This window comes from Zunongwangia sp. SCSIO 43204 (assembly GCF_019904275.1).
In the GTDB taxonomy this organism is placed as follows: domain Bacteria; phylum Bacteroidota; class Bacteroidia; order Flavobacteriales; family Flavobacteriaceae; genus Zunongwangia; species Zunongwangia mangrovi.
Map to the genome: position 1 here is coordinate 1,057,975 of NZ_CP063204.1, position 19,449 is coordinate 1,077,423.

Consider the following 19,449-nt stretch of genomic DNA (forward strand, 5'->3'; position numbering starts at 1 on the left):
GTAATTAATATCCTAATTTTTCACGAACACGCTTTAAAACATCATTCGCTACAGCAGTTGCTTTTTCTTTCCCAACCGCTAAAGCTTTATCTACTTCTTCAAGATTGTTGATGTAGTATTCGTATTTCTCACGTGGCTCGGCAAAAATTTCTTTTACTAATTCAAAAAGTGCCTGTTTTGCGTGCCCGTAACCAAATCCGCCAGCTTCGTATTTTTGGCGCAGATCTGCTGTTTGAGCCTCAGATCCTAATAATTTATAAATATTGAAAACATTACAGGTATCTGGGTTTTTAGGTTCTTCAAGCGGAGTGCTATCGGTTTGGATACCCATAATTTGTTTTCTCAGTTTTTTATCGGTCTGAAAAATATTAATGGTGTTTTCTTTCGATTTACTCATTTTAGAACCATCTGTCCCGGGAACATACATGGTGTTTTCTTCCACTTTAGATTCAGGAATTACGAAGGTTTCTCCCATTTTTGCATGAAAACGAGAAGCGACATCTCTGGTAATTTCTAAATGTTGTAACTGGTCTTTCCCAACAGGAACAATTTCAGCATCATATAAAAGAATATCTGCTGCCATAAGCATTGGATACGTAAAAAGGCCGGCATTTACATCTTCTAAACGATCTGCTTTATCTTTAAACGAATGTGCTAACGTAAGTCTTTGATACGGGAAAAAGCAGCTTAAGTACCAGGTAAGTTCACTGGTTTGTGGGATATCACTTTGTCTGTAAAAAACGGTTTTTTCGATATCAAGACCGCAGGCAAGCCAGGTTGCCGCAACAGAGTAGGTGTTATTTCTTAAAGTTTCTGCATCTTTAATTTGGGTTAAAGAGTGCATATCTGCTATAAAAATAAAAGAATCATTCTCTGGGCTATTCGCCATTTTAATAGCAGGCATAATTGCCCCCAGTAAATTTCCTAAATGAGGAGTTCCTGTGCTTTGTACTCCCGTTAGTATTCTAGACATGTAGTTATTAAATTTTTATACAAAGGTACTTTTTTTGTGGAATTCACTTGATTGTATTTACTACTTTTGGAATCTATGCGATTTTTTAAAAATATTTCTATTGCGGTATGGAGAATATGGTTCTACGTTTTGCTCGTAGTGCCAATAATTCTCATGCTACCTATCCTTATCGTTTTTACTTCGGCAGAACGGTTTTATCCGCAGTTTTTCTTTTGTGCCAGGATGTGGGGGAAATTCATCATTTTTGGAATGGGTTTTTACCGTCGCACACAAGGCAGCCATAAGCTGGATAAAGATGGTAGTTATATGTTTGTGGCCAATCATTATTCGATGCTGGACATCATGTTAATGTTGGCAACCGTTAACCATCCTTTTGTGTTTGTGGGAAAAAAAGAATTGGCTAAAATTCCCATTTTCGGGTTTTTCTATCGTAAAACCTGTATTTTGGTAGATCGTAAAAGTCAGCAAAGTCGCCAGGCAGTTTTTAATGAAGCTGAGAGACGATTAAAACAGGGAAATAGTATTTGTATTTTTCCTGAAGGAGGTGTTCCCGATGACGAAAACATCATTTTAGACGAATTTAAAGAAGGTGCTTTTAAATTGGCCATAGATCACCAAATTCCAATTGCACCATTAACTTTTCACGATACCAAAAAGCGTTTTTCATATACTTTTTTATCAGGTAGTCCCGGGAAATTACGTGTTACCATTCATGATTTTATTCCAACCAAAGGTAAAACGCAGGACGATCGTAAAGAGATTAAAGAAAAGACCAGGGAAATTATCTTTAATGAGCTAAAAAATCCTAGTCTGTAATAGCCAATTTCAGCATTTAGTTCGCTTGAATTTTTCGAATATCAAATTAAAATTCGAAACTAAAACCTGTATAAATTCCGAAGAAATAAGGGTTAACGCCGCTAGTGTTGCTAAAGCTATTTAGTTGATATTTAAAGGTAGGTTCTAAATTAAGTTTAAACTTATCGTTTAACTGGTAATCTACACCCATCCCGATATTCGTAGTAAAACTTAGGCTTTCCAGATTATTGGATTCACCAAGTTCGATGCTGCCGTTTTGGCCATTTACGCTAACCGAATTTTCGTCTAAAAACAAGCTACTTGCCCCGCCAATTACTTTCAACCCAACTTTTTTGTCGATCAAACTGTATTCAATTTCTACCGGAACTTCGATATATCCAAAATTCTGACTCAAAGAACCATTTTCTCTGGGCATATTAATCATAGATGAAAAACCATTTTCCAAATTATCATAATATTCATCGGCTGGAGAGTTAGCAGCGTTATTATTTGCGATTCTAATATTTTCGCCTCCGGTATCGTAATTGATACTAGACAAATTATTGGAAGCGACCGCATAATTGTATGCAATATCCTGAGTTTGATAGTTCATGCTCACTTTGTTTATACCAGAGCGAATTTTTATTTTTTCTGAAACTGCATAAGCCACTTTAACTCCGTATGCCATAGTCACTTCACTATTGGTTTGATTACCGGCAAACGAAGGATCTAAAGGGTTACCGCTACCCAGATTGTCATAGTAAACCGGTGCTGCAAAAGGTGCTATACTCACCTTTCCTGCTTTACCGGAAGCAATTTTTACGTCTTCTGAAGCGTTTTCCTTGTTCTTGTCTGCTTCTAAAATAGCTACTGCATTTTCGTAATCTTTGTCGGCTTGTGATTGCGTAGAATCTACTGCAGCAATTTGTGATTCCTCTGTTGTTTTAACTGAAGTTTTTTCTGAAGAGATTCCTTTGGTGGTATCCTGATCTTCGATGATTTCAGCATCGTTTTTTTGATCGATACCTGCCAATTCATGTTCGTTGTTTGATTGATTAGATGCAATATTCGATGAATTGCTGTTCGTTTTTTCTAAAGTTGATTTTTCTGAAGATGTATTTGTCTCTGAGGCACCCGTGGTATTCTGACTAGCCAAAGTGCCAGAATTAGTTGAAACGTCCTCATTTGTATTGGCTTCTTCGGCTTTTTCGCCAGTATTCTTAGAGGATTCTGTGATTTCTTCTAATGTTTTATTAGCGTTATTTAAAGGAGAATCCGCAGGCATTTCTATTGTAGGCAGTTGAGATTCTTCAATATCGAATGTGATTTGGGGTTCAGTAAAATTTGCCGGGCTGTTTTGTAAAAAATATACACTGGCTAAGATTATAGCCAAAACAGCTGCAACACCACCCAGTTTGTACCAAAGTGGTAAGATTACAGGTTTTTTGTTTTGTTTTTCCTGTAATTTCTCTGCGATATTTTTCCAGACGTCCTCATTTGGAGTTTGCTCAAAATCTTTGAACTTCTCCTGAAAAAGTCGATCTATATTCTTTTTCTCTTTCATAGGGTTTTTGCAGAAGAATTATAGTGTTTACTTTCTATATTTTCTTTCAATAAATTGCGCGCTCTCGATAAATTAGATTTTGAAGTTCCTTCTGATATTTTTAGAATATCCGCTATTTCTTTATGAGAATAGCCATCTAAAACATACAAATTGAAAACTTCGCGATAGCGTTGTGGCAATTGTTGTACGATCTTAAGAAGAAAATCCAGCGGTAATGAAGATTCTTCATATTCTACTGTTGTTTCTTCTATTTGATCTTCGTTCGTTATACTATATAATTTTTCTTTTCTGTATTTCTGTAATGTGGTATTTATCATTATTCGCTTCATCCAACCTTCAAAAGACCCCTGATGTTTGTACTGCCCAATTTTGTCGAAAATGGTCAAAAAGCCATCTTGCAGGTTATCTTCGGCCTGCGCATAGCTATCAGAATATTTAAGGCAAAGGCCAAACATTTTACCGGCATACAAGCGGTAAAGTTCTTCCTGTGCTTTTATGTCATTCTGTTTACATCTTTTTATGAGCTTCTCTAGCGTCAAAAGATCATGTTTGGTTTAGTTGGTCTTACTCGATAATCGTAATGGAGTTATTGTTTTTTGATCCAACAGGTCCCGAAGTATATCGGGACATCATTGGATACTTGCTAACAATAAAAACAATTTTCTAATATTTACCTCTCGGTATCAATCTTTAAGAGATTTACTCTTGTGTTGGTTCTTCGGTTTCATCTGGTTCGCCAACCGGGATAGTAATATCTATATATTGAGCTTCGTTATTTTCTTCGCCAGTCCAAAAATGAAAAACATATTCGGTATTTTCATCCCCGGTAATTACAATATCTCTTAGGTCTCTTTCCTGTTCTGTTGCATCATCACAGTTCGTTCTATCCAGATATTTTGCAGTTACAGCAAACACGTAGACGTGGCGTACATTACCATTAATTTCCCGGTCAATATCAAAACCATAAAATTGTTCACATCCATCATCTGGTATGTAACTTATAGGAAAACTATAAACTTCGCCGGTCTCAAAATATTCGGGCATTTGGGCATCTGTAATTTCAGCAAGACTAAACGATAGAGACGCACCGTCATCGTCTAAAGAGCATCCGGTTAGGGTACAGATACATGCTAAAATTAATAATATTCTTTTCATTAGGCTATAAAATATTTTAGTGTTTTGTATTCTCTAGATACACTAAATACCAAAAGGTTGCGTGCCCGAAATAAAAAAGGCTGAAATTTTAAAATTTCAGCCTTTTTAGAAAAAACTACTGTATTTCCATTAGCTTATTCTGTAGGTTCTTAGTTTTCATCTGGTTCGCCCACTAAAACATCTATAGTTAAATATTCTGCGGTACCATCTTCATTTCTTCCGCTTAGAAAATTAAACCGGATAGTATCATATTGATCTGAGTTTATTGCAAAATCTTCGGCCCAATTCTCTGTTTCGGTTATACCGTCGTCGGTACAATTTGCGGTGTTGCTTGGATCAAAAGAGACGATAGCATTGACATAAAATTCTAATATCGAATCATCTTCTGGATCTTGTCTTGAACTATATTCGAAATTATGGAAGCTATTACAATCACTTCCAAGATCGTAAGTGATATCAATTTCGTATTCCTGGTCTATAACAAAATATTCTGGCAAGGTAGCATCTAAAATTCCTACTGGGCTATAAGAAACGTTTGGTTCATCATTTTCTATACTACAGGAAAACAGAGCAAATGTTAAGATTAGAATTAGGGTAATTTTCTTCATTTTATAAATGGTTTATTTGTGATTAGATGGGCAACTTTATAAAAGGTTGCGTTTTTAAAATTAAAAAAGCTGAAATTTTAAAATTTCAGCTTTTGGGCTAGGTTGTTTCAAATTTACTTGAAAATTGTTAAAAACACTTACTGGGTTTTATTGGCACCGCCAAAGGGTATAATATCCAGAGGCATGCCTCGAAATTAAAAATTTGTTTCCAACGAATGCCTTGAGGGCTTGCCCCGAGTTAGTTTACTTATTCAGCCGGAGTTTCTTCTTCTGGTGCGCCAACCGGTACATCCACAATTAAATATTCTGCTTCGTTATTTTCGCTTGCACCAGTTAAAAAACGAAAACGTATTGTGTCGTACTGAAAGTCTGAAGGTATTCCGAAATCCTCAAAAAGTGCTTTTGTTTCAGTTAAATCGCCTTCTTCTGTACATTCAATTACGTTAGGGTCGTAAGAGGTTAAAACCTGAATATCATAAACCAAAACGCTTTCATCATCTTCATCTTCATGAGTGCCTCCGTTGAAAGAATAGAATTCATTACAGGCGTCCGGTAATTCATAGGTTACTGTAATATCGTACTCTTCTTCAGGTTCAAAAAAATCTGGTAAGGTTTCTCCGGTTACTTCTGCATATTGATATGCGATACTTGGCCCATCATCATCATTACAACTTACAAAGCTAAAAAGTGTTAGGGCTAAGATTAAAATAAAACTGATTTTTTTCATTTTGCTTTTGGGTTTTGTTTTAATCTAGATGAATTTAATCTGCAAAGGTTGCGTAGAAAATTCATAAAAAAATCCCCAAAATGGGGATTTTTAATTATTATTCTGATTAGAAATGACTTAAGCCTCTTCTTTTGCTAATTTAATAGCATCTTTGATCTTAATTTCTAATTCGTCCATTAGATCTGGATTATCTTTTAAGATGGTTTTTACGGCGTCACGACCCTGGCCAAGTTTGGTATCTTCGTAACTAAACCACGAACCACTTTTCTTAATGATCTCGTAGTCTACACCTATATCGATAATCTCTCCAATTTTAGAAACCCCTTCACCGTACATAATATCAAATTCGGCTGTTTTAAATGGCGGAGCTACTTTGTTCTTCACGATCTTTACTCGGGTTTTATTACCCATCACTTCACTACTACTGTTTTTAATTTGTGTAGATCTTCTAATATCTAAACGTACAGAAGCATAGAATTTAAGCGCGTTACCACCGGTAGTTGTTTCTGGGTTTCCAAACATTACCCCAATCTTTTCACGAAGCTGGTTAATGAAGATTACCGTACAGTTAGTTTTGCTAATTGTTGAGGTTAATTTTCTAAGTGCCTGAGACATTAAACGAGCATGAAGCCCCATTTTAGAGTCTCCCATTTCTCCTTCGATCTCACTTTTTGGCGTTAAAGCCGCAACCGAGTCGATCACAATAATGTCTATCGCTCCAGATCTAATTAGGTTATCGGCAATTTCTAAAGCCTGCTCACCATTATCTGGCTGAGAAATGATAAGGTTCTCGATATCGATCCCAAGTTTTTCAGCGTAAAAACGATCAAAAGCATGTTCAGCATCAATAAAAGCGGCAATACCACCATCTTTTTGAGCTTCAGCAATAGCATGAAGCGTCAAGGTTGTTTTACCAGAAGATTCTGGTCCATAGATCTCAACAATTCTTCCTCTTGGATAACCACCTACGCCTAAAGCAAGGTCTAAACCTAAAGAGCCGGTAGAAATAGAAGGGATGTTTTCAACAGCCTGATCTCCCATTTTCATTACCGTTCCCTTTCCATAGGTTTTATCCATTTTGTCAAGGGTAAGCTTAAGAGCTTTTAGTTTTGCGTCTTTTTCTTTATCGTTACTCATTTTTGTTCTCCTGTTTTTGCAAGTTGCTAAATTACTATAAGTTTTACTAGGTCACAATTTAAAATCCTCAGGTTTATTCACAGTGACATTTTTATAGCAAAGAACCGGCCAGATTTTATCGATTTTGAATTTTAATTTCTGAAATTTTGGATTCGCTTAAATGTAACCAATAATTGAAAGAATATGTATCTTTGCAGCCCTTAATTTTATTAAAAATGACGACCACTGGAAAGATAGAACTTATGGCTCCGGCAGGGAATTTTGAGTCTTTGCAGGCAGCATTGGATAATGGCGCCGATTCAGTTTATTTTGGCGTAGAACAACTAAACATGCGCGCCAGAGCGAGCATTAATTTCACGATAGACGATCTGCCAGAAATCGCCAGTCGTTGCGAAGCTAAGAACATACGTACTTATCTTACGCTAAACACGATTATTTACGATCACGATCTTTCTATCGTGAAAACATTGTTGGATAAGGCAAAGGCTGCAAATTTAACGGCGGTAATTGCTATGGATCAGGCGGTAATTGCTTATGCAAGACAGATAGGGATGGAAATTCATATTTCTACGCAAATTAATATTACAAATATCGAAACCGTTAAGTTTTATGCGCTGTTTGCAGATACAATGGTGTTAAGTAGGGAACTTAGTTTAAGACAGGTAAAAAAGATTTGCGACCAGATCGAAAAAGAACAAATTAAAGGGCCTTCCGGAAATTTGGTTGAAATAGAAATTTTTGGGCATGGTGCTTTGTGTATGGCAGTTTCAGGAAAATGTTACTTAAGCTTACATTCTCATAATTCCTCGGCTAATCGCGGTGCCTGCAAACAAAATTGCCGAAAGAAATATACGGTGATCGATCAGGAAAGTGGTTTTGAAGTAGAGCTGGATAACGAGTATATGATGTCTCCTAAAGATCTTTGTACTTTAGATTTTCTAGACCAGGTGATCGATGCCGGTGCAAAGGTTTTAAAGATTGAAGGTCGTGGTCGCGCACCAGAATATGTAGCAAAAGTGATAAAAACCTATCGTGAAGCGATCGATGCTTATTATGCTGAAGAATACTCTGAAGAAAAGGTGGAAGCCTGGATGGGAGAGCTTAAAAAAGTCTACAATCGCGGATTTTGGAGTGGTTACTATTTAGGCCAAAAACTAGGGGAGTGGAGCGAAGGTTCAGGATCTCATGCCACGCAAAAGAAAGTTTATGTAGGTAAGGGAATGCATTATTTTCCTAAAGCCAATATTGGTGAATTTAAGATCGAAGCTTACGATATTAAATTAGGCGATACACTATTAATTACCGGTCCAACTACAGGAGCACAAGAAGTAGAACTTTCTGAAATGATGGTTAACGACGAGCAATTAGAAATGGCATCGAAAGGAGATTCTTGTACGATAAAATTACCTTTCAGAATAAGAAATTCAGATAAACTCTATAAAATCGTTAAGGCCTAATGGTAGTAGTAACATTGCAGCGAGAAAAATGTATTGGCTGTAACTATTGTGTAGAGATGGCACCTTCAGAATTTCAAATGTCTAAGAAAGACGGGAAGAGTGTTTTACTACATTCTAAAGAAAAAAAAGGCTTTTATACACTTAAATCACACGATGATAGTATATTTGCCGAATGTTTGCAGGCTCAAAATGCCTGTCCGGTAAAAATAATTACCACTAAAAAACTGTAATATTTCTTTAATTCTTAAAATTAGTATAGCATGCAACTGTACAATAAACTAAGCGCTAAAGAAAGAGAAGCATTAATCGAGGAAGCCGGTGAAGATAGGCTTACGCTCTCTTTTTATGCCTACGCTAAAATAGGCAATCCTAAACTTTTTAGAGATCATCTTTTTGTTGCCTGGAATTCTATGGATGTTCTGGGAAGAATCTACGTGGCACACGAAGGTATCAATGCCCAGCTTTCTGTTCCTGCAAAAAAATTCAACGAGTTTAAAGAATTTATCGACGGAATTTACTTCTTAGAAGGTTGTCGCCTAAACATCGCGATCGAGCATGATTCTAAATCTTTCCTTAAGCTTAAAGTGAAAGTTCGGGATAAAATCGTGGCCGATGGTTTAAATGATGCCAGCTTCGATGTGACCAATAAAGGTATTCATGTAGATGCGGCTACTTTTAACCAGTTATTAGACGATCCAAAAACGGTTTGTGTAGATATGAGAAACCACTACGAAAGTGAAATTGGTCATTTTCGTGGCGCAGTAACTCCAGATGTAGACACTTTTAGAGATTCTTTGCCTATTATCGAAAAGGATCTTGAAGAACATAAAGAGGATAAAAACCTGTTAATGTATTGTACTGGGGGTATTCGTTGTGAAAAAGCAAGTGCTTATTACAAGCATCGTGGTTTTCAGAATGTATATCAATTAGAAGGCGGAATTATAGAATATGCTCGCCAGGTTAAAAATCAACAATTAGAGAATAAATTTATTGGAAAAAACTTCGTTTTTGATCATCGTCGATCTGAACGAATTAGTGAAGATGTGATTGCGCATTGTCACCAGTGTGGTAAACCATGTGATACCCACGTGAACTGTGCAAACGAGGCTTGTCACCTTCTTTTTATCCAATGTGAAGAATGCGCTATGGAAATGAATAATTGCTGTAGCGAAGATTGTATGAAAGTAAATTCCCTTCCCTTTGAAGAGCAAAAAGAGCTTAGAAGAGGAAAAGGAAATAGCAATAAAATTTTTAAGAAAGGCCGCTCTGAAGTTTTAAAATATAAGAGTTAAGCTTTCGTTCTAAATGGTGATGCCAATTAATATTGGTATCTTTACTGTTTAAGAACTTATTTATGAACCTAAAGGAGTGTAATTAGAAAGCTGAATTTTTGAAATAGACCTTTGAGGTCCCGGGATTTAGAAGTGAGATTGATGGTCGGGATATCGGGTTATTTTTAAAAAAGAGATTCGGCTTTTTGGTACTCCTTATCAAGATATATAACATTTATGGCGTGTAGCAGTTGCTCTACCGGTAAAGACGGTAAGCCTAAAGGATGTAAAAGTAACGGAACCTGCGGAACAGATAGTTGTAATAAACTTACGGTTTTTGACTGGCTCTCTAATATGTCCCTTCCAAACGGAGTAGAACCTTTTAATTGTGTTGAAGTACGTTTTAAGAACGGAAGAAAACATTTCTATAAAAATACCGAAAATCTTAGCCTAAGTATGGGTGATGTGGTGGCTACAGAAGCTTCACCGGGTCACGATGTAGGTATGGTTAGCCTTACCGGGGAACTGGTAAGAATACAGATGAAAAAGAAAAAAGTTGCCCAGGATAGCGATGAGGTGTTAAAGATATACCGCAAGGCAACCCAAAAAGATATCGACGTTTGGGAAGAAGCACGTTCGAAAGAAGAGAAGATTAAAACCAGAGCGCGAGAAATCGCAATTCGATTGAATCTTAGTATGAAGATTAGCGATATCGAATTTCAGGGTGATGCTTCAAAAGCAACTTTTTATTATACGGCAGATGATCGTGTAGATTTCCGGCAGTTAATTAAAGAATTTGCGCGTGAGTTTAATACCCGTATCGAAATGCGCCAAATTGGTCTAAGACAGGAAGCTGCAAGACTTGGTGGTATTGGTTCTTGTGGTCGTGAACTTTGCTGTTCTACCTGGTTAACAGATTTTAGATCTGTAAGCACGAGTGCGGCAAGATATCAGCAATTATCGCTAAATCCACAAAAACTGGCCGGGCAATGTGGAAAGTTAAAATGCTGTCTTAATTACGAATTAGACACCTATCTGGAATCCCTAAAAACTTTTCCGAAGTCTGATATCAAACTTCACACAAAGAAAGGAACTGCAGTTTGCCAGAAAATCGATATTTTTAAAGGCTTTTTATGGTATGCTTACGAAGGTGAGTGGATGACGTGGCATAAGTTAACCGTAGAACAGGCTAATAAAATTATCGAAAGCAACAAAAAAAGAGAAAGTATTGGTAGTCTTGAAGAGTTTGAAGTGATCCTTCAAATGGAAGAAGAGCAACCAGACTTTAATAATGTTGTTGGACAGGATAGCTTAACCAGATTCGATAAACCACATTCCAAAAAGAAACGCAGAAATAAGAAAAGAAGAAAGAAAACTAAACCATCTTCCTCAAAAAATGCGAAATAACATTATTCCGATTTTGGCCATTTTTAGCCTGATTTTTTGGAGTTGTGATTCCAAGCGGGTTTATGATGAATACAAATCTGTGAATCAATGGAATAAAGATTCGATTATTTCGTTTAATATTGGAGAATTAGATTCTTTAAAGGCTTATAACTTATTTATTAATGTTAGAAATAACAGCGATTACAAGTATAGCAACCTGCATTTAATTACCGAAATTCAGTTTCCAAAAGGAAAAGTAATTAGTGATACTTTAGAGTACGAAATGGCGTTACCTAATGGTGAATGGCTTGGTACAGGTTTTGGTGATGTAAAAGAAAGTAAACTTTGGTATAAAGAAGGTGTGAAATTTACAGAGCCGGGAGAATATCAGGTAAATATTAGGCAGGCCATGAGAAAAAATGGCAATGTAAGCGGAATAGAAAATTTAGAGGGAATCACAGATGTTGGTTTCAGAATAGAAAAAACTACACAGAATAATTAGAGCAAATGGCTGAATCTCGTAAAAAGCAAACTAAACCTAAGCAGAGCAACCGTAAATATATTATTGGTTTTTGGGCACTTTTTGGTGTCGGAGTGCTTGCGGTTATCCTTTTCTTTCTAATGGCAGGATGGGGCGTATTTGGTAAAATGCCTACTTTTGAAGAATTAGAAAATCCTGAAACCAATCTTGCAACCGAGTTAATTTCTTCAGATGGGGAAACTCTTGGGAAATATTATCGTGAAAACCGTACACCAATTAAATACGAAGATCTTCCGCAGCATTTAGTACAGGCACTGGTAGCTACAGAGGACGAACGTTTTTACAAACATGCCGGTATCGATGCTCGTGGTACTGTTCGTGCCGCAGTTTATTTAGGGGCTAAAGGTGGAGCCAGTACCATTACTCAGCAGTTGTCAAAACAGTTATTTACAGAAGACTTTTCTACAGATAACACTTTTGAGCGTGTGCTTCAGAAAATGAAAGAATGGGTTATTGCAACTCGTTTAGAAAGACAGTACACCAAGGAAGAGATTATTACGATGTATTTAAATAAATACGACTTTCTTTATCAGGCAGTAGGAGTACGTTCAGCATCCCGAATTTATTTCGATAAAGAGCCTAAAGATCTTAAGCTGGAAGAATCTGCCGTTTTAGTGGCTATGCTTAAAAATTCTGCTTTGTATAATCCTGTGCGTCGCCCAGATTTGGTTGAAAACCGAAGAAATCAGGTTTTTGTACAGATGTATAAAAATGGTTTTCTAACCGAGCAGCAAAAAGATTCGTTGCAGCAAACAGAAATGAAGATCACTTTCTCTCCTGAAGGACATGACGATGGTATTGCGACTTATTTTAGAGAATATACAAGACAATTTTTATCAGATTGGATCGACGAGAATCCTAAACCAGATGGTGAAAAATATAATTTATATCGCGACGGTTTAAAGGTTTACACCAGTATCGATTCTAAAATGCAGGAATATGCTGAGGATGCTGTTACAAAACATTTAACGCATATTCAGCAGGAATTCGATCGCCAAAATAAAAATAACAGAACAGCGCCATTTAGGGATATCGATCAAAGTATGATCAATAATATCATCGATGGTTCTATAAAAAGATCGGCCAGGTATAAGAAAATGAAGCAGGAAGGAAAATCTGAAGAAGAAATTTTAGCTTCTTTTGATGAGCCTCGCGAAATGCGTATTTTCTCCTGGAAAGGTGATATCGATACCACGATGACACCAAGAGATTCGATTAGATATTATAAATCTTTCTTGCAATCTGGATTAATGTCTATGGATCCAACAACCGGCGAAGTAAAAGCCTGGGTTGGGGGAACCAATTTTAAACATTTTAAATACGATCATGTTAAGCAGGGAAAACGCCAGGTAGGTTCTACCTTTAAACCTTTTGTGTATGCAACTGCGATCGATCAGCTTAAAATGTCCCCTTGTGATACACTGCCTTTAAATAAATTTACTATTCCGAAAGGAAAATATGGTAATATCGACGACTGGACGCCAAGAAACTCTGGTAGTGGTGACGATGTGTATAAAGGTATGATGAGCTTAAAAGAAGCTTTGGCAAATTCAGTAAACACGGTTACAGCTCGAGTAATCGATAAAACAACTCCGGGCAACGTAATTAGCTTAATTTCAAAATTAGGAATAGATACTGAAGGTTTTCCTACCGGGCCTGCAATCGCTTTAGGAACGGCAGATATTAGCCTTTATGATATGGTTTCAGCTTACAGTACGTTTGCAAATAAAGGTGTTCGCGTAAAACCGGTATTAATCACTCGTATCGAAGATAAGAACGGAACTGTTTTATTCCAAAATGTACCAGAAACTTACGATGTGATGAGCGAGGAAGCTGCTTATGTTACTGTAAATCTTATGGAAGGAGTAACACGTTATGGATCTGGTGCTCGTTTAAGAGGAACGGGTAGAGAAGTGCGATTAGATTATCAAAGAGCGGTTACAGGATATCCTTACGATTTTAAAAATCCGATTGCAGGAAAAACAGGAACTACGCAAAACCAAAGTGATGGTTGGTTTATGGGAATGGTACCAAATCTTGTAACAGGAGTTTGGGTAGGAGCAGAAGATCGTTCTGTTCATTTCCCTGGGATTACTTATGGGCAAGGAGCTACAATGGCCTTACCAATCTGGGGAATGTATATGAAAAGCGTTTATGCTAACGAAGATTTAAATATTTCTCAGGAAGAGTTCGAACGACCAGAAAATCTATCCATTTCGGTAGATTGCGATACTTACGGAAGATCAAATAATCCAGATAGCGGAGTAGTAGAAGAACTGGATTTCTAAAAAGATATCTAAAGGGTTTTTCCTTTAGATTGTTTACGACAACTAAAAGCTCAAATAGTGTAATCTATTTGGGCTTTTTTTATGTTTTCTTCGGAATTAAATTATATTCTCTAAATATCCAAAATCGATAATTTATTAAGGACTTTTTAAAATATTGCAATTATCTTGAAATTTCTCTATTTTTAAGCTAAAATAGTAATCGATGATTAGTAAAACGGTAAATAATGTTGCGGAAGCCTTAGAAGGTGTTCACTACGGAATGACGTTCATGCTTGGAGGTTTTGGATTAAGCGGAATTCCAGAGAATGCAATTTCAGAATTGGTACGTCTTAATATCAAAAACTTAACCTGTATTTCAAATAATGCCGGAGTTGATGATTTTGGACTCGGATTGTTACTTCAGAAAAAACAGATCGATAAAATGGTGTCCTCATACGTAGGCGAAAATGCTGAATTTGAGCGCCAAATGCTGAGTGAAGAGCTGGAAGTTGAATTAATTCCGCAGGGAACATTAGCGGCCAGATGCCAGGCAGCGCAACAGGGTTTTCCGGCAATTTATACTCCTGCCGGTTATGGGACCGAGGTTGCCATGGGAAAAGAAACACGAGAGTTCGATGGCAAAATGTACGTTTTAGAAGAAGCTTTTAAAGCCGATTTTGCTTTTATCAAAGCCTGGAAAGGAGACAAAGCCGGGAATTTGATCTTTAAAGGAACCGCAAGAAATTTTAATCCAGTAATGTGTGGCGCCGCAAAAGTAACCGTTGTTGAGGTGGAAGAATTGGTAGAACCCGGCGAATTAGATCCCAATTTTATACATATTCCGGGGATATTTGTACAACGAATTTTTGAAGGGAAAGATTACGAAAAACGAATTGAAAAAAGGACGGTGAGAACGGTGACTTGATAATACGACAATGTGGTAATTTGATAATTTACGAATGAATCAATTTGAAAATGAGGAATGATAAACCAAATATAATTGTAGATAAAACTTTCAATTTCTCATTGATTATCATAGAGTATTCAGAGTTATTACTGAAGGAAATAGAGGAAATCATTAAAATTTTGTCGAAGATTATTGCTTCGAGTAAGAAGGTCTAATTATCAAATTAGTCAATTTTAAAATTTTCAAATTATAAGAAAATGTTAGATAAAAACGGAATAGCACAGCGTATCGCTAAAGAGGTGAAAGATGGGTTTTATGTAAACCTAGGGATTGGAATTCCTACTTTGGTGGCCAATTTTGTGCGTGATGATATAGAAGTAGAATTTCAGAGTGAAAATGGGATCTTAGGTATGGGGCCATTTCCGATAGAGGGCAAAGAAGATGCCGATTTGATCAATGCCGGGAAACAAACAATTACAGCATTACCGGGAGCAAGTTTTTTTGATTCGGCCTTAAGTTTTGGGATGATTCGCGGGAAGCACGTAGACCTTACGATCTTAGGCGCGATGGAAGTTGCCGAAAATGGAGATATCGCCAACTGGAAAATTCCGGGGAAAATGGTAAAAGGAATGGGGGGCGCGATGGATTTGGTAGCTTCCGCAGAAAATATCATCGTCGCCATGATGCATACCAATAAGGCGGGTCAGTCGAAATTGCTTAAAAAATGTACACTTCCTTTAACGGGTGTGGGTTGTGTGACCAAAATTGTAACCAATCTTGCCGTAATCGAAGTGACCGAAGACGGATTTAAGCTTCTAGAGCGGGCACCAGGTGTTAGTGTAGACGAAATAATAGCCGCTACGGAAGGAAAACTAATTGTTGAGGGAGAAATCCCAGAGATGAGTTTATAAAGAAACAGAGCTAATTTCTGAATCTTTTAAAAGTGTTTCCTGTTTTAGTCGCAATACAATCTGAGCGATCGCAACAACATCACGTTCACAATATTCGATAATTCTGGATACATTTTTTTCAGTATAAAAAACCTCGTAAACCTGCGAGCCATCGATGTCGTTCTTCGGCGAAGGAATTCCCAGTACGTTGGTAAGCAGTTTTAGGGAGGTAAAATGCTTGTAGTCGCCAAAACGCCAAAGCTCCATAGTGTCCAGATGCGGAATTTCCCACGGGCGCTTGCCAATACTATTTAATTTCCCCGGAAGTTTAAGATGGTGGACGATCATTCGGCGAGCGATAAACGGAAAATCAAATTCTTTACCATTGTGTGCGCAAAGAAGATGATAAGCCTTGCTGAAATGTTCGTTTAAAAGTGAGCTGAAATTAACCAAAACCGACTTTTCATCGCCCGAAAAACTTTTAAGCCGAAAATCACGAATTCCGTCTTTTAAGCTTAAAAATCCTACTGAAATACATACAATCTTACCGAATTCGGCCCAAATGCCTGCTCTTGGATAAAATTCAGACGGAGAATATTCCTCTTTCCTGATGTATTTTGTTTTTTCGGCCCAAAGTTCCTGTTTTATTTCATCCAATTCCTCAAAAGAAGCATATTCTGGAACGGTTTCAATGTCCAAAAATAAAATATGCTCTAAATTGAGTTTTTGAAGTTGCATAAAGGCTGATTTTCAATATTCTGAATATACAACTTTTATTTATTAATCACTTCGATTGCTTTTTCCAGAAGTTCGTCTTTACCATTTCTAATTCCTTCAACACTCGGTTTTATTTCAATATCAGGAACAATTCCTATTCGCTGTGTTGGAGAACCGTCTGGGTAGAAAACTCCAATTCCAGAAATTCCGGTAGCTAATCCGCCCGGTAAAATAATTCTGGAATAATTACCATCGGCACCGGCAGTAGTACTTCCAATTACAGTGGTGTTAGGTGAAGCCTGAAAGCCCATCGCGGTAAATTCAGCCTGACTTTGAGTCCGTTCATCTACCAATAAAACAACTTTTCCCTGGTAAGCAGACTTTTTATTAGAACCTAATTTTTTGCTTCTGTCAAAATTAAACTCGCCTGGATTGTTTAGATTCATAGTCGTGAATTTTACGAAGCTATTTCTTTTTGGAACTAAAAATCGACCAAGGGAATAGACAACAAAATCGTTAGGATAATTTCTAATATCCACAACAATTCCTTTTGTATTGATCAATTCTTTTTTAATATCACTAATTTCCTTTTGCTTAATAATTCCAAGATCGATATATCCAATATTATCTTCCAGGATTTTATATGATTTAGTTTCTGAACTTTCCCTGAATAAAAGGTAAAAATCCAGATCGTTATATTTAAAAAGGGGTAATTCGACTTCTTTTAGTCCGTTTGCATTTTTAATTTGAATGTTACTGGAAGGTTCTGTATTTCTAAGAATTAGATAACTTATATTTCTTAATCGAGTAGCCTGATTAGATGCCGGGCTGTACGGAATCTTTTCTTCAACAATAGCAGATACTTTCTTACCGTTTATTTTCGTGATCACATCTCCAACTTTAACGGGAAGCTGATTTATTTTCTCAGATTCATAAATGTCATCTATAACCAGTTGATCATTAATAAATCGAAGATGAACTGGAGGAAAATAAGTGCCCAGTTCTTTGCTAATTTCATTTGTTTCTCCGGCTAAATTGGCATGAGTATCTTTAACTTCTGCGATTAGTTTTAAAAATACTTTCTCATATTCTAATTCGCTTTTGGTTTCCACAAATTGCGGAATGTATTCAGCTAAAATAATATTCCAGTTTTTGTCAATAATATCTTTATAGGGATAGAAATAATGAATAATATTCCAATACCTAAAGAGTCCCACTAATCTGATTCCTGTGTCAGGATAGGGGATATTCTCGTAAGCTTCTTCGTTTAGAAATGCTGGATTTTTTACGCTTTTGCTCGCATAATCTACGTAGTGCATTTTTGATGAAGAGATTCTGTTTTCGTAGATTTCTAATAGTTTATTTTGTAATTCTGCTGAATTTATTTCGGTTGTAATCCATTTATGATCTGGCTTTAGATATGCGTCATCTGCAGTATCCTTTGTCTTGTTCTTCTTGATTTCTCCGAAGGAATTTATCCAATCTAGCAAAATTTGATCACGTTCTTTATTAGTTGAAGCGCTTTTTGTTTCTTCAAGTATCTTGAAAGGTTCTTTGTCCCAATTGTAATTTCCACTGGCTATTTCAGGATGGTGGTATTTTAAAAAGCCCCAAACTTTACCTAACAGCGCTAAGTTTTTAACTTCCTGCTTATTGATTTTAGAAAATGTAATACCAGATCCAGTTATAGAATCTTTTTTGTACGATTTTGCGGAAAATTTTATCGTCTCTTGTTTGCCGGCAAGGCAAAATGATGAGTTAAGTAACGCTATGATCATAGCGAACTTTAGTATTCTTAAATTCATAAATTTTTGATGGTTGCTTGAAGATATAAACGTAATGCTTATTTAGAAAATTATATAATATGCTTATTTTTCTTCCAACATTTTATAAACTTCATCGATATACCTGTAAAAATCTGGGCTATGTTTCTCTTCGCCTTTACGTTTCAAAAGCCCCTGGCCTAAGCGTACGATGATCAAATCATCCTCAGGAATTACTATAACGTATTGCCCTAAAATTCCGCGCATATAAAAGATTTCTTTGTCTTTGTAGTCACTAAGCCAAAGCCCGTATCCGTAATATGGAGCATCTTTAAATGCCGGATTTTTCATTTTGCGAACAAAAGAAGGATTAATAAGTCGCTGCCCGTTCCATTGCCCATTTTGTTTAAAAAGCTTGCCAAATTTTGCAAAATCTCGTGCGTTGCTAGCGATACAACAATAAGCTTTTTCCATCCCGCTTTCTTCACTATCGAGTTGCCAAAGTGCGTTGCTTTGCATTCCCAAAGGTTGCCAAAAACTTTCGCTTAAATATTCAGAAAGTGTTTTTTCAGTCGCTTCTTCTAAAACCATTGCTAAAAGCTCTGTGTTTCCGCTAAGATATTTGAACTTTTTACCGGGTGTTCCAGTTACTTCAAGATCTAAAATCACGTTTCGAATATTATCTTCAAAATAAGCTTTTGCGGTTTGTCCAAAAGGATTGTAATAGCTCTCGTTCCAATTTAATCCGGATGACATCGATGCTAAATCACCCACAGTTAATCGAATGTCGAACTGCGGAAAAAAATGACTCACCGGCTCATCAATACTTGTGATATAACCGTCACGAATAGCTTTTCCTAAAAGCGCAACAACCACGCTTTTTGCCATCGAAAACGAATTGGTTTTACTTTTAGCCGAATAATGATCATAATATTTTTCAAACCAAATACTGTCGTTTTTAATGATCAAAAAAGCAGCGGTATTTAGTTCTTTGTTTAGTTTTTCTAAAGAATCGGTCGCTTTAACCGAGTTGTAATTTGTGCTTTCTGGCCAGGGCTGTGGATTTAGACTATCTGCTTCAATTATGCGATTATCAAATTCAGGATAATCATCGATATACGCAGTTTTGTGTCCATTTAGATACGTGACTTTAATTCCTTTTAAGATATAATCGTAATCGAAAATATAAAGTAGGGCAACAATCAGGATCAAAATGCCCAAAAAGTACTTTAGAAAGCCTAAAAATTTCTTCATAGCCTAAAATTAAGGATTCTGAAGAAATAATCACTGG

19 protein-coding genes are annotated in these 19,449 nt (G+C 36.6%); 9 read left to right on the top strand and 10 right to left on the bottom strand.

The annotated features are described in order from the left end of the window. Positions 1-4 precede the first annotated feature (4 nt). The gene (gene trpS, locus INR75_RS04665) at positions 5-973 is read right to left on the bottom strand and encodes a tryptophan--tRNA ligase (RefSeq protein WP_223090968.1); all 969 of its coding nucleotides are present in this window, start codon (positions 971-973) and stop codon (positions 5-7) included. Between the two features lie 75 nt (positions 974-1,048). Here trpS and INR75_RS04670 point away from each other — a divergent pair, with 75 nt between their 5' ends. Then, positions 1,049-1,789 (top strand): 1-acyl-sn-glycerol-3-phosphate acyltransferase, encoded by a 741-nt coding sequence (locus INR75_RS04670; RefSeq protein ID WP_223090969.1) that lies wholly within the window; start codon positions 1,049-1,051, stop codon positions 1,787-1,789. A 46-nt stretch (positions 1,790-1,835) separates the two neighbouring features. On the opposite strand, the gene INR75_RS04675 is transcribed toward INR75_RS04670, so the two are convergent. The 6 genes from INR75_RS04675 to recA all read right to left on the bottom strand — a co-directional run bounded on the left by INR75_RS04675 (position 1,836) and on the right by recA (position 6,959). Continuing rightward, the gene (locus tag INR75_RS04675; RefSeq protein ID WP_223090970.1) at positions 1,836-3,332 is read right to left on the bottom strand and encodes a hypothetical protein; all 1,497 of its coding nucleotides are present in this window, start codon (positions 3,330-3,332) and stop codon (positions 1,836-1,838) included. Then, a complete protein-coding gene (locus INR75_RS04680; protein ID WP_223090971.1) occupies positions 3,329-3,871 on the bottom strand; it encodes an RNA polymerase sigma factor in 543 nt (180 codons plus the stop codon). Before INR75_RS04680 ends, INR75_RS04675 begins: the two co-directional genes overlap by 4 nt. A 160-nt stretch (positions 3,872-4,031) precedes the next feature. After that, the gene (locus tag INR75_RS04685) at positions 4,032-4,487 is read right to left on the bottom strand and encodes a hypothetical protein (RefSeq protein WP_092539862.1); all 456 of its coding nucleotides are present in this window, start codon (positions 4,485-4,487) and stop codon (positions 4,032-4,034) included. 149 nt (positions 4,488-4,636) lie between these two features. Then, positions 4,637-5,095 carry a hypothetical protein gene (locus INR75_RS04690; RefSeq protein WP_223090972.1) on the bottom strand — a complete coding sequence of 153 codons (459 nt, stop codon included), beginning with the start codon at positions 5,093-5,095 and terminating at the stop codon, positions 4,637-4,639. 247 nt (positions 5,096-5,342) lie between these two features. Further along, positions 5,343-5,822: a hypothetical protein gene (locus INR75_RS04695; protein WP_223090973.1), complete on the bottom strand. Its 480-nt coding sequence runs from the start codon at positions 5,820-5,822 to the stop codon at positions 5,343-5,345. A gap of 117 nt (positions 5,823-5,939) precedes the next feature. Beyond that, a complete protein-coding gene (recA, locus tag INR75_RS04700) occupies positions 5,940-6,959 on the bottom strand; it encodes a recombinase RecA (RefSeq protein ID WP_223090974.1) in 1,020 nt (339 codons plus the stop codon). Between the two features lie 215 nt (positions 6,960-7,174). On the opposite strand from recA, the gene INR75_RS04705 reads away from it, so the two are divergent. From INR75_RS04705 to INR75_RS04740, 8 genes are all read left to right on the top strand, one after another. After that, a complete protein-coding gene (locus tag INR75_RS04705) occupies positions 7,175-8,416 on the top strand; it encodes a peptidase U32 family protein (protein ID WP_223090975.1) in 1,242 nt (413 codons plus the stop codon). Continuing rightward, positions 8,416-8,646 carry a ferredoxin gene (locus tag INR75_RS04710; protein ID WP_084841933.1) on the top strand — a complete coding sequence of 77 codons (231 nt, stop codon included), beginning with the start codon at positions 8,416-8,418 and terminating at the stop codon, positions 8,644-8,646. The genes INR75_RS04705 and INR75_RS04710 overlap by 1 nt, the downstream gene beginning before the upstream one ends. 30 nt (positions 8,647-8,676) lie before the next feature. Beyond that, positions 8,677-9,708: a rhodanese-related sulfurtransferase gene (locus tag INR75_RS04715; RefSeq protein WP_223090976.1), complete on the top strand. Its 1,032-nt coding sequence runs from the start codon at positions 8,677-8,679 to the stop codon at positions 9,706-9,708. A gap of 216 nt (positions 9,709-9,924) precedes the next feature. Continuing rightward, complete coding sequence (locus INR75_RS04720; RefSeq protein ID WP_092539868.1) at positions 9,925-11,094, top strand: regulatory iron-sulfur-containing complex subunit RicT; 1,170 nt, start codon at positions 9,925-9,927, stop codon at positions 11,092-11,094. Beyond that, complete coding sequence (locus INR75_RS04725; RefSeq protein WP_092539869.1) at positions 11,084-11,575, top strand: gliding motility lipoprotein GldH; 492 nt, start codon at positions 11,084-11,086, stop codon at positions 11,573-11,575. Before INR75_RS04720 ends, INR75_RS04725 begins: the two co-directional genes overlap by 11 nt. A gap of 5 nt (positions 11,576-11,580) precedes the next feature. Further along, positions 11,581-13,902 carry a penicillin-binding protein 1A gene (locus tag INR75_RS04730; RefSeq protein ID WP_223090977.1) on the top strand — a complete coding sequence of 774 codons (2,322 nt, stop codon included), beginning with the start codon at positions 11,581-11,583 and terminating at the stop codon, positions 13,900-13,902. A 202-nt stretch (positions 13,903-14,104) separates the two neighbouring features. Then, positions 14,105-14,806, top strand: a complete 702-nt coding sequence (locus INR75_RS04735; protein ID WP_223090978.1) for a CoA transferase subunit A — start codon at positions 14,105-14,107, stop codon at positions 14,804-14,806. Positions 14,807-15,045: 239 nt separating this feature from the next. Beyond that, the gene (locus INR75_RS04740; RefSeq protein WP_223090979.1) at positions 15,046-15,699 is read left to right on the top strand and encodes a CoA transferase subunit B; all 654 of its coding nucleotides are present in this window, start codon (positions 15,046-15,048) and stop codon (positions 15,697-15,699) included. On the opposite strand, the gene INR75_RS04745 is transcribed toward INR75_RS04740, so the two are convergent. The 3 genes from INR75_RS04745 to INR75_RS04755 all read right to left on the bottom strand — a co-directional run bounded on the left by INR75_RS04745 (position 15,694) and on the right by INR75_RS04755 (position 19,412). Beyond that, the gene (locus tag INR75_RS04745; RefSeq protein WP_223090980.1) at positions 15,694-16,416 is read right to left on the bottom strand and encodes a 3'-5' exonuclease; all 723 of its coding nucleotides are present in this window, start codon (positions 16,414-16,416) and stop codon (positions 15,694-15,696) included. The two genes, INR75_RS04740 and INR75_RS04745, sit on opposite strands and share 6 nt — an antisense overlap. A gap of 35 nt (positions 16,417-16,451) precedes the next feature. After that, positions 16,452-18,173, bottom strand: coding sequence for a S41 family peptidase (locus INR75_RS04750; RefSeq protein WP_223090981.1), 1,722 nt, complete (start codon positions 18,171-18,173; stop codon positions 16,452-16,454). A 90-nt stretch (positions 18,174-18,263) separates the two neighbouring features. Continuing rightward, a complete protein-coding gene (locus tag INR75_RS04755) occupies positions 18,264-19,412 on the bottom strand; it encodes a serine hydrolase (protein WP_223090982.1) in 1,149 nt (382 codons plus the stop codon). Positions 19,413-19,449: the final 37 nt, after the last annotated feature.